Below are 11,950 nucleotides of genomic sequence, written 5' to 3' on the forward strand. Positions count from 1 at the left end.
GAGCTGAAGAAATTAGTGCGCATGTTCTCCAGCGTCAGTCGCACGCTCGAAAATCGTGAAAAGCTACGGATCGCCGCGATCGCTCGCCGCGAAGGGACTCCAAGCGAGGGTCCCGAACGGCGAGGTAAAAATTGAGAAAGCCCGTGTAGCTCTCGCAAGTTGCGCTCAGATCAGGACATCCTGTCGATCGACACTGGTGAAGCCATAGGTCCTGTACCGGCTCTCCACCTTGCGGCCGGCAATCGTGATGTCGGTATAGCCCTCCGGTGTGCCGAGGAACGAGCCGTGCCAGTCGGCCCCGGCAACCGCGCCGGTCGTGATGAACGAGATCCCGTCGAGCTCGATCCGCTCATAGACGTGGCTATGCGCCTGGAGCACGGCGAGCACATCATAGTCGCGCAGGATGCGCAGCACGTCTCGGCCGTTGACGACGAACGTCCAGTTGTGCGGGGTGTCGAGCCAGGATTCGGGTTCGTAGCATCGCATCGCGGTGACGAGCGGGATGTGCGTTACCACGACCATCCGCGTGCCCTTTGGCTGTGCCGCGAGATCGGCGCGCAGCCATGCCAGCTGAGGGGCGTCAACGCGGCCTTCGTAATTGCGGTCGGCGGTCAGGCCGATCGAGTCCAGCACGACGAAATGCACGCCCTTGTGATCGAAGGCGTAATAGCGCGGCCCGAACCGATCGATGTAGAATTGCTTTCCATAATCGGGCGCCGACGGATCGATACCGCTCTTGGGGAAGACGCCCAGGCAGTCGTGATTGCCGATGACGTGGTGGATCGGCTTGCGCAGATGCGCGCGTTCGGTGCGCTGATAGAGATCCATCAGCAGCGTCGCGCGGTCCCGCCCCGTTTCGAGTGCATCCTCGACATGGTCGCCGCCCTGGATCACGAAATCGACGGGTGACGCGGAGATCTGTTCGAAGCACCGCGCGCAGGCGCGATCCGCGCCCAGTTCCGGCCGGATATGGCAATCGCCCACGAACGCGAAGCTGAAGCTGTCGCCGCCGCCTACCGGCCCGGTCGCCGCAGCCCGGGCTGCCAAGGGAACGAGCGGCGCGCCAAGCGCGAGCTTCAGAAGATTGCGGCGTTCCATGGGGCACCTGTCGACAGAAGGAAGAGGGGGCATTCCCGACACGCGGCGACGATCAAAAGTGGACGCGGACGGTGCCGAACACTTCGCGCGGTGCGGCGGTTTGGAGCGTCGTGTACGTGCCGTTCGGATCGGAGGTGACGAACCCGGCGGTCCCGGTCGACGCGATGTATTTCTTGTCGAACACGTTCGTCAGGTTGAACTGGACGTCGAACATCCGGCTGAACCGATAGCCTGCCGACAGGTTGACGTTGACCGCGCCGGGCAGCTTCGCGTCGTTGAGATAGCTGTAATAGCGGGCGCTGCGGTAATGCGCGTTGATCCCGCCCCAGATCGTCCCGTCGTCATAGTTGAGCTCGGCAGTGCCGACATTCATGGGCGACGCGACAACCTGCTTGCCCTTGGTGGCGACGAGCGCGCCGCCGAGCGGCTGGACATCGTCGTCATAGGTCGCGTCGTTATAGGCATAGCTGCCGTAGAGCGACCAGCCGCGCGCGAACTTCCAGTTCGCCGCCGCTTCGGCGCCGCGCGACGAGACGCCGCCGACGTTCTGGAGCACGTTCTGGTTGCCGACGATGGTCGCGCTGATCGACGAGGCGAGCAGGCGGTTGGAGAACTTCACGTAATAGCCGGTCAGCGAGAGCTGAAGATTACGATCGTGGAAGCGATAACCGGCCTCGAACGTGTTGGTCATCTCGGGCTTCAGGTCGCTTCGGATGAAATCGAACCCGGCCTGCGAACTGCTCGAGAACGGGCCGCTGGAGGTGGACGCGACGAACGCCGCCATATTGCGCGTATAATCCGCGAACACCTCGTTGTTGCCGTCCAGCGTGTAGAGCGCGCCGACGGTCGGCAGGAACCAGTTCTTCGCCTGGATCGAGCCGTCGATCGGCTTGGTGCTGACGACGCTGTGCGCGCGGTTGGTCGAGACCACGCCCTTCACGCCCGCGTTGAGCCGCAGCGCGTCGGTCGCCTGCCAAGTGTCGCTGAGGTCGAGCTGGACGGTGTTCGTGACGTATTCGTTGTAGAAATTGGTCTTGAACGGGTTGGTGTAGAATTGCTGGAACTCGCTCGGCGCGACGCCCTTTTGCAGGCCGTAGAGATACGAACCCTGATCGAAGGCATTGCGTTCGTACCAGATGCCCCCTTCGATCTTGTGATCGCCGGCGGCGAACTTGAGCCGCGAGATCACGCCTTTCCGATTGATCGCGTAGCGGAGCGCGGACACCGAGACGGGCGATCCGCCAAACGCGGCGGGCGTCGGGTCGTAGGGGCTCGCATAGGTGCCGATACCCTTGTCGAGATGGATGTAGCCGGTCGTGAAACCGCTCAGCCGGGCCCCGAGCGCATAGTCGAGCTTCTCGTACGCCAGCAGATCGCGCCGCACGCCGCCGCCCTGGTAGATCGTGTCGTCGGCGGCGGCGAACGGTGCCGGCGGGGTGCCGCCGTTCTGGACGATCGTCGCGAGTTGCTCTGCCAGCGCGAAATCGCGGATGTTATCGAACCTGTAGCCATAGGTCTTGAGGCGGGCGAGCGAGACGTCGTTGTAATCGTCCTCGCGCCGATCGATCAGGTTGAGGAACGTGGTCGACTTGACCGCGTCGCCGAGCGGCTGGACGTATTTCGCGTTGATCTGGTCCTGCACCTGCTTGCCCCAGCCACGCCACTTGCCCTGACGGTCATGCGCGTAGGACACCGCCAGCCGCCCGCCCCAAGGCAGCTCGCCGCTGTTGACGCGAGCAAACGAACGCCACGAACTGGCGCTGCCGTAGCTTTGCTCAAGATCAACGCCGAACCTGTCGGTGGGGTCGATCGAGGTGAAATCGACCGTGCCGCCGATGTTGCTGGTCGAGGCTGTGCCGAGCGCGCCGCTGCCCTGCGAGAGCGTCGCGGCGCCATTGTTCTCGCTGAGCAGCGCACGGTTGATCGAAAGGCCGTTATTGTTGCGGTACTGCATGTTGCCGAGCGGCACGCCGTCGAGCGTGAAGCCCATCTGGTCGGTGAGGAAGCCGCGGATCGAGAGCTGCGTCGCCGCCTCATACGTGCCGTGCGCGTCGGAGGAGTCAAAGTTCACACCGGGCAACCTGCCGAGCGAGCGCAACGGCGACGAGCCGCCGGTTAGCTTCGCCATCGCCTTGGCGGACACCGTCTGAACCTGGCGGGACTGGCCCTGGCCTAGCACGACGATATCCTGCCCGGCAGTGCTGGTGGCCGCGGTTTCGGGCGGGACCTGCGGCGTTTCGACGGGGACAACTTTCAGCGCGATCATCGAGGGGGTTTCCTCGGCAATCATCAGCCCCTGCCCCGCGATCAGACGGCGGAGCGCCTCGCCGCGCGTGAACCGACCGCGCAACGCTGCCGCACGCCGGTTGGCGACGGCATCGTAGGGAAAGCTGACATGCACGCCCGCCTGCCGGGCGAACGCGTTGAGTGCGGTCGCCGTGTCGGACGCCTTGATGTCGAACGCGACGCTTGCCGCCTGCGCCTGTGCACTGGCGGCAACGGGGATCGCCGCCACCGCCATGATGGCCGTCGTCGTCAAAAACTTGAACATGAAATCCCCGCATCGCACCGTGTGTCGGAGCAGGGATGGATGAGCGCGGACAAACCGCTATCGACCGCGAAAATAAATGCTACGCGCGGGTCAGGACGATCCCTCCGGCCCGGCCTGCGGTCGCGCGGATGCCGAACGAGCTGCGCAGCGCGCGCAGGAATTCCGCCGGCCTGGTGGTCGCGAAACTGCCGCCCACCCGGACCCGTGACAGCGCGGGGTCGCCGATCACGATCTTGTTCGGCAGATACCGGTTCATCTCCGCGACCGCATAGTCGAGGCTTTCGCCGTTGAGCACCAGAGTGTCGTGCTGCCACGCGGTGATCCCGCCGAGATCGTCGCGCGGCTGGACACTGACCTGCCCCGCCGTGACGAGCGCGACCTCGCCCGCACCAATGCGCATTGTCGATCCATCGGCGATACCGCCCGTCAGCACCGCCAGTTCGCACCCCGCACCGCGCAGCCGGACGTTGTACGCACCGGGATCAAGCTGGAACTGCCCACCCGGCGTCAGCAACTGCACGCGGTGGTCGGCCGCCAGCCGCAGCGCGATCTCGCCGCGGTCGAGCCAGAGCCGTGCAGGCGTTCCGTTGCGCCAGTAGACGCGGCTATCGGTGTTCAGGTCGAGCGAGATGCCGGGCGTCACCGCGACCGCCATCCGCTGACCGACCCGCGTCTCCGCCATGTCGCGCGCCGCAGCGCGGTAGGCGATGCCCCCGCCAACCGCCGCGACACCGACGATCGAGCCGGCAGCACGCAGGAGCTGGCGCCGGTTCGGCCGCGCGACGGTTTTCGGCACGGGCTGCGCTTCAGGCGAAGCCCTCGCCTCGCCCCGTGTGCCGCGCAGTCCGTCGAGATCGCGCCAAGTCCCGGCGACCTCGGCAAAGGCCACGGCATGGCGGATATCGGAGTCCCGCCACGCCTCGAATGCCGCGACATCCGCCGATCCCGCGTCGAGCGCGGCCAGCCAGCCAGCAGCCTCGTCGGTCAGGTCGGCATGACGCTGCGGAATGTCGGAACGGCCTGGCACGCTTCCTCCGCCTGCGCTTCGCTATCGCGCCGGGCTCTCGTGATGAGCGCCAGCCCCTTAGCGATATGCTTTTCCACGGTCGAGACCGATATGCAAAGCGCTTCGGCGATGGCGCCCGGCGGCATCCCCTCGACCTTCCGCATGCGCAGGACGCGCGAGCATTGCGCAGGCAGCGTGTCGATCAGGTCGAGCAGGCGTTCCAACTCGGATCGCCCCGACGCCACCGCAAACGCATCGGGCGCCGGGTCCGCGACACCCAGGAGATCGAGCGACGCGAACGCGTCGATCCGCACCACGTTCGCCCGTCGCAATCGTTCGAGCGCAAGATTGTGGACGATCGTCAGGACGAAGCCGCGCGGCGTGACGATCGTGCGATAATCCGGCGTCTTCAGGACCCGCGCATAGGCGTCCTGAACCAGATCCTCGGCGTTGTCGCGGCCGCACAGATACGCCGCCTTCGCACGATAGGCCGGCGCATGCGGCAGCACCTCGGCGAGAAACCAGCGGTCGATGTCACGCAGCCAGCTCAACACATGCTCCAAAAGCCATGCTGCGCCGCCTAGCCCGGTATTCTTACACGACGGGGACAGTGTCATTGAAACGTGGCATTCGAACGCAGCCCTCTGCTAATGCCCTGCGGCTGTATGCTCGCCCCCCGTAAAACGACCCAGTAGCAGACATCGAAACGGTGCGAAGCTCATCCAGACTTCGGACGTGCGTTCAGCTTTGGGCCCACCAACGGAAGCAGCGCGACTTTAGGCTCCCGCCGCTCGATCGGCAGGTTCACCTTGGAAGTACCTTTGAGCAGACGAGCCTAATTTTCCCAGCTTGAGAGCCAAGTCCAGCCAGCTTTCCGGTCAGCGACATTTGTCGATAGCACCGCATTTCAGGTAGCCGCTCATTCTTCGGGTAGCCCCTCGATTTTAAATCATACCGTCGATTAAAATAGCGTGCTTAACCTTTGTAGTGCAGTACGTTGGAGCTGTTCGCCGATGCAGCGCTTTCCTCGAATATTGGTGTTTGGGGAGCTCACGTGTCCAATCTCGATTTTGCACCTCCTACGGCAAATGCCGCTGATCTTACCAGCTGCGATCGAGAGCAAATCCAGCACATCAATTCGATCCAGTCATTTGGATTTCTGCTGGGCATATCAGGCGACTGGACGATTTCGCACGTATCCGCGAACGTCGATCATTTTCTCGGTCTGCCCCTAAATTCAGTGCTCGGTGCCCGATTGCAGGACGTCATCCGGCACGAAGCGGTCCACGCTATCCGCAACCGGTTGTCGATCTTGATATCCCCGGACGGCGTCGAGCGAAGCTTTGGTGTTCAGCTCGTGGACGACGGTCGATACTATGATCTCGCGATCCACCGATCGCAGGACCTGATCATCGTCGAGGCCGAGCCCAGCGCTACACCGATCGATCTGAACGCCGGGGCAATGGTCCGCTCGATGCTCGCGCGCATCAAGGCGAAGGCCGATTTTCTTCCCGAAGCGGCGCGGCTCATGCAGGCCCTGACCGGTTTTGATCGCGTGATGATCTATCGGTTCCATCCAGACGGATCGGGCGAAGTGGTGGCAGAGCGCGCACGCAGCGGGCTCGAGCCATTCCTGGGACTGCGCTATCCGGCCAGCGATATTCCGAAACAGGCGCGCGCGTTGCTGGTGCGCAATCCCGTCCGGATCCTGGTCGAGGTCGACGCCGAGCCCAGTCCGATCGTTGCCCTGGATGGTGCTGCAACGGGACCGATCGACCTGTCCATGAGCACGCTGCGCACGCATTCCGCGATGCACGTCGAATTTCTCCAGAACATGGGCGTGGGCGCGACGATGACGGTGTCGCTGGTGCGCGACGGAGCGCTATGGGGACTGATCTCGTGTCACCATCGCGGCCGGCGCCACGTCGGGTTCGAGCAGCGGACTACTGCCGAACTCTTTGGCGAAGTCCTGTCGCTGCTGATCGAAAAGCGCGAGCGCGCCGAGATCGAATCTTATGAAGTGCACACGCGAGATCTTCGCCGGCAGTTGATCGCAGCAGTGGTCGAGCGCGGCGCAACGAAGCGTACCGTCGCGCATCTCGCAGCCGATGTCGCTAACCTCATCCCGTGTGACGGGTTCGCGATCTACGGCGACGGGGTGGTGACCGTGAAGGGCGACACGCCCACCGTCCCGGAATGCGAGAGACTGCGCCCTTTCCTGGACGAACACGCTGCCGACCGGATATTCGCCACCGCAGAGCTGGGACGGATGTATCCGCCGGCACGAGATTTCGTCGACCGGGCGGCCGGGCTCCTCGTCCTTCCCATCTCGCGCCTAACACAGGACTATCTGGTCTTCTTCCGGCACGAGACCGCGCATGCCGTCACCTGGGCCGGCCGCCCCGACAAACTGCACGAAGTCGGTCCGGACGGACCGCGCATATCGCCCCGCAAGAGCTTTACCGCATGGCGCGAGATCGTCCGCGGCAAGTCGATGATCTGGACGACGGCCGAACTTGCGGCTGCGGAGATGATGCGCGTTACCCTGCTCGAGATCGTCCTGCAAAATGCGGGCATGTCGGCAACGGAAGGTCGGGCGACGACCCAGAAGCAGGAATTGCTTATAGCAGAACTCAACCACCGCGTTCGCAACATCCTTGGGCTGATCCGTGGCCTGGTGGCGCAAAGCCGGCTCAGTGCGCAGGACGTCGATACCTTCGCCTCGGTACTGGGCGACCGCATTCATGCGTTGGCGCGTGCCCATGACCAGATTACCGCCAAGAACTGGGGGCCAGGCTCGCTAGCGGCGCTGATCGCGACCGAGGCAGGCGCGTTCCTCGGCGACGACGCCGCACGAATATCATTCGACGGACCTCCGACGCTGCTGCAGCCGCAAGCCTTCTCGACCGTCGCGCTCGTCATTCACGAACTCATGACCAACGCTGCCAAGCACGGCGCACTTGCCTGTGCCAAGGGCAATGTCACGATCGCCTGGAATCTCCTGCCAGAGGGCGATCTCGTCCTCCGTTGGACCGAAAATGGCGGCAACGATGTCGCGGCGCCAACGAGGCGCGGTTTTGGATCGACGATTATCGAGCGGTCGATCCCGCACGAACTTGGCGGGGAAGCGAGCCTCGACTACGCGACGCCCGGACTGCGCGCGCGTTTCGTCGTCCCTGCGACTCTCATCCGGGAGGGCGACGATACGCCACCTGCCCTACCCATCAGCGTGCGAGAGAAGGTCGCGCAGTCCTGGATCACGGGCGTCGCGCTGCTGGTTGAGGACAACATCATCATCGCCCTTGAGGCGGAACAGCTATTGATCGACTTGGGCGCCCAGAGCGTGCTGGTGGCGAGCACCGTGGAGGAGGCTTTGCGCCTGTTGGAATCGGAAACCCCGGGCTTCGCGCTTCTCGACATCAACCTTGGCACCGAGACGAGTTGGCCGATTGCCGAACGCTTGCGTCAACTCGACATCCCCTTCATTTTTGCGTCCGGTTATGGCGACGCGATCGATTTCCCCATTGAGCACCGTCAAGTCCCGGTCGCGACCAAGCCGTATTCGAAAACATCGATCGGTGCGCTGATATCTGCAAGCGATTGATATCGGCAATGCGATAGCCGAACCAATTGTAGAAACGACAGGCAATCGCTCCGACCCATAGTCGGCCATTCACGCCCCTTCTCACGCTTCCCAACTCCAGGCAGCAAATCATTCGGCTGATCGCCATTTCTCGGCGGTCCGGATCACATGTCTTCACAGCTTGAAGCGTGCTGGAAAGCAGATCGGCGGCTTAGATTTCAACAATCAGTCGAACTCAAGGTCCTTGGTCCGAGCAGCATAGGGCGGACAGTACAGCCCGTGCGCCTCGGTAGATTTTGCAACTACCGATCCTGCATTTATCACGCACCCCTCTCGTACAATGACGCCCGGATAAAGCGTGACGTTGGCGCCTATCCAGCAGCCACGTTCGATGAGAACGGGTCGGAGTCGATCTCCGTCGACGCCTCGCCGCCAGACTGAGCGCGTGATGTGGTGGGTCAGCGAGATGATCGTGCACCGGTAGCTGATTCGCACCGCTTCGCCGATCTCGACGCCACCGCCGGCGTCGATCAGTCCTTCCGGGCCGACGAACGCACCCTTGCGCAGCGTCAGACGATGCGGATCGATGACCGTACAGCTCGGATCGATAAACGCGCCTTCTTCCATCGTGATGAGGCGCAGCATGTCTTCGGTCAGCACGGGCGTCTTTTCTCAGTTCTGCAATCCGCCGTCCGTCGTCGAGACGTCCCCCGCGGTCAACTCCCAAGCGTCTCAGTACCGGACCTTCGCCCCCGCGTAGAAGTACCGACCGACCGGCGAGATCGGCACGTTGGTCTCGAACCCGATGTCGGGCTTCTGGTCGGCGAGGTTGTTGACACCGCCATAGAACGAGAACCGCTCGTCGACCGCGACCTCGGCCTGCACGTCGTGCTGCCACAGCTCCTTGTACCGGAAATAGCGCGGATCGACGAGGGTCGGGTTCGCGTCGGTGTCGGCCTTCGCGAAACGGCGGACACCGTCCTGCCAGCGCAGATTGTAGCTCAGGGTCAGCGCCCCCGCAGTCCAGCTCGGCGAGAAGGTGAAGGTATATTTCGGACGGAAGGGCTGGTCGACATTGTCCTCGGTGATAGCACCCGGCGTCGCGACCTGTTCCAACTTGTCGAGATAGCCGCCGACCAACCGTATATCGAACGCCCCCATACGCGCCGTCCGGAAGCGATAGGCGATGTTGAGTTCGGCGCCGGCGGTGCGGAACGCCGCGACGTTCTGTGGCTGGACGACATAGCCATTGATGAACCCGGTGCCGCGCTCGCGACTGATCGCGTTGCAATAGGCGTTGTCGAGCGTCGGCTGGTCGACGCACAGCGACGCGATCGTGTTCGCATCGGGCGTGTTGATCGCGTCGCGCAGCCGGATGTCGTACCAGTCGAGCCCGATCGACAGCCCTGAGATCGGTCGCACCACGACGCCCGCGGTCCAGGTGCGGGCAACTTCGGCGCGCAGGTCCGGATTGCCCTGCTGCGTGCCAGGAATGAAGATCGTCGCGTTCGGGTTGTTCTGCGCGGTGAAATTGGCGGGATTGCCCCCTGCCCCGGTGATCAGCGTCTGGCAGTTCGCGGTGCGGAACTGCGTGCCGAGCGTGCGGTTGCTAAGGTAGCAGGGGTCGGAGAAGAAGTTGCTGCTGCCGGTCTGCGGCCGAAAGATCTCGCCGATGTTGGGAGCGCGGACGGAACGCCCGTACGAGCCGCGGAAGCTGATCTCGCGGATCGGCGCGTAGATGCCGTTGAACTGGTAGGCGCGGGTCGATCCGACCGTCGAATAATCCGAATAGCGTCCGGCGGCGCCGACCGAGAGCAAGCTGGCGAATGGTACGTCTTTCAGGATCGGCGCGTTGAGCTCGCCGAACGCTTCCCAGACATCGAAATGGCCGCGCGACGGGGTCGGCAGGATGTATTCGTCATATTGGTAGAACAGATTGTCGGTGATCGCCTGCGCCGGACGGAAGCTGCTCGACTCGCGACGATATTCGCCACCGACCGCGAACGCGATCGGGCCGCCGGGAAGCGCGAAGAACTGCCCGAAATCGCCGTTGAGCGAGGCGTTGGCGACGTGTTGCGTCAGACGCGCATTGCTCGCCGGGTTGCTCAGGAAATAGCCGAACGAGGCCGGGTCCACGGTGTTGCCGCCGAACGTGTTGACCGGGACGCAACCGGCGGCGCGGGCATCGGCCGAGCGACAGACGATCGTTCCCCCCGGCCCGCGTACCGCATCGAGCGCGTTCAGGAAGCGGTCGTTGAGGCGGTCGTTGAGCTTGGTCGCGCGGACGTCGGTCTGGCCGTAGGTGTAGGACACGTCGTAGCTGGCATGCTCCGAGATGCGACCGGTGACGTCGACGACGCCGCGATAGGTGCGCCGACGGTCTTCTTCGCCACGCCGCGGGATGTCGAAATTGTTGCGGTTGACGTCGACCGAGCCAAGTCCGGCGGCGGTCGCCGCGGCGAGGATGCTGGTCGGGATGTAGGGGTTGTCGAGCGCGATGGTCGCCGGATAATTGCCGCCATAACCGCCGAAGCTTGTCACGGTCGACTGGACGAACTTGCCCTCCAGGCTGATCTTGAACGCGTCCGACGCGTCGTAGTGCGTCAGCGCGTTGACCGCATGGCGGCGGGTGCGCGGGAAGATATCGCCGATATAGCCCGCGACCGGCGTGTCGTCGCCGCCGACCGAGTAGCCGTCGTTCTGCAGGAATCGGCCGGGCGTGTAGAGCGCGCCGTCGCCGCGGAATGTCTGGTCGCCGATATACACGATGCCCTGGTTCGAGCTGTACGGATAGCGCAGGTCGCCGACCGGTCCGATCTTGTAGCTGCCGGCGCGCGTCGGGTCGTAATTGTCGAGGTTGACGAAATACTGGCGGTCGCCCTGGGCGAGATACCGGCGGTCGTCGTTCGCGAGCGGCTGGTCGGCATTATACTCATAGGCAAGCGTCAGGTTGCCGCGACCGTCGGCGAAGTTGCGGCCTGCGATCAGCGAGGCGAAGCGGTTGGCGGCGTCGCCTCGCTCGGAGATGCCGAACTGGCTTCGCGCTGCGACGCCGTCGAAATCGCGCTTCAGGACGAAATTGACGACGCCAGAGACGCCGTCCGCACCATACACCGCGGACGCCGCGCCGGTGAGCACGTCGACGCGCTCGATCAGGTCGGTCGGGATCGCGTTGATGTCCACGGCAGCGGTGTCGGGCTGGCCGGCGACATGGCGGCGGCCATTGACGAGCACCAGCGTCCGGTTGGGCCCCAGACCGCGCAGGTCGAGCAGGTTGAGCCCGACCTGCCCGAAGCTGCCGTCGGCCTGGGAATTGCCGGCTGTCCGCGTGCTGTCGCGCGAGTTGGTGAGCGCCGGCACGCGCTGGAGGAAGGTGGTGACGTTGGTGTTGCCCGACTTCTGGAGGTCGGCGGCGCTGAAGGAGACGATCGGGTTGGGCGCCTCGTAGTCCGGGCGCGCAATGCGTGACCCGGTGACGACGATCTCACTTGCCGGATCCGGGGCCGGATCGACGGCGGCGGGCGCGGGCGTATCGGAGGTCGGCGTACTGGTAGTCTGAGGGATGACCTGCGCTTGAGCAGAAGTCGCGGCAAGCAGGGCGACGCCAGACAGCAGATGACGGCGGCGAAGGATACGCATGACTTCTCTCCCTGTTCGCCGGCGTTGGCCCCCGCCGGCGTTCGTTGCACTCGGCTTAGGCGCATCGTCGGCT

7 protein-coding genes are annotated in these 11,950 nt (G+C 64.1%); 1 reads left to right on the top strand and 6 read right to left on the bottom strand.

All coding sequences use genetic code 11. The features are described 5' to 3' along the window. Positions 1-165 precede the first annotated feature (165 nt). The 4 genes from U1763_RS18500 to U1763_RS18515 form a co-directional block, all read right to left on the bottom strand. The gene (locus U1763_RS18500) at positions 166-1,098 is read right to left on the bottom strand and encodes a metallophosphoesterase family protein (protein WP_332756399.1); all 933 of its coding nucleotides are present in this window, start codon (positions 1,096-1,098) and stop codon (positions 166-168) included. Positions 1,099-1,150: 52 nt separating this feature from the next. Further along, positions 1,151-3,649: a TonB-dependent receptor gene (locus U1763_RS18505; protein ID WP_332756400.1), complete on the bottom strand. Its 2,499-nt coding sequence runs from the start codon at positions 3,647-3,649 to the stop codon at positions 1,151-1,153. 79 nt (positions 3,650-3,728) lie between these two features. Next, positions 3,729-4,676 (bottom strand): FecR family protein, encoded by a 948-nt coding sequence (locus U1763_RS18510; RefSeq protein ID WP_332756401.1) that lies wholly within the window; start codon positions 4,674-4,676, stop codon positions 3,729-3,731. After that, positions 4,634-5,206 carry an RNA polymerase sigma factor gene (locus tag U1763_RS18515; RefSeq protein WP_332756402.1) on the bottom strand — a complete coding sequence of 191 codons (573 nt, stop codon included), beginning with the start codon at positions 5,204-5,206 and terminating at the stop codon, positions 4,634-4,636. Before U1763_RS18515 ends, U1763_RS18510 begins: the two co-directional genes overlap by 43 nt. A 446-nt stretch (positions 5,207-5,652) precedes the next feature. Between U1763_RS18515 and U1763_RS18520 the strand changes: the two genes are divergently transcribed. Next, positions 5,653-8,259 (top strand): HWE histidine kinase domain-containing protein, encoded by a 2,607-nt coding sequence (locus U1763_RS18520; protein WP_332756403.1) that lies wholly within the window; start codon positions 5,653-5,655, stop codon positions 8,257-8,259. A gap of 204 nt (positions 8,260-8,463) precedes the next feature. On the opposite strand, the gene U1763_RS18525 is transcribed toward U1763_RS18520, so the two are convergent. Next, on the bottom strand, positions 8,464-8,898 hold the full coding sequence (locus U1763_RS18525; RefSeq protein ID WP_207901168.1) for an acyltransferase: 435 nt from the start codon (positions 8,896-8,898) through the stop codon (positions 8,464-8,466). A 72-nt stretch (positions 8,899-8,970) separates the two neighbouring features. Beyond that, positions 8,971-11,877 carry a TonB-dependent receptor plug domain-containing protein gene (locus U1763_RS18530; RefSeq protein ID WP_332756404.1) on the bottom strand — a complete coding sequence of 969 codons (2,907 nt, stop codon included), beginning with the start codon at positions 11,875-11,877 and terminating at the stop codon, positions 8,971-8,973. Positions 11,878-11,950 lie beyond the last annotated feature (73 nt).

It is taken from the genome of Sphingomonas sorbitolis, from assembly GCF_036663875.1.
Lineage (GTDB): Bacteria > Pseudomonadota > Alphaproteobacteria > Sphingomonadales > Sphingomonadaceae > Sphingomonas.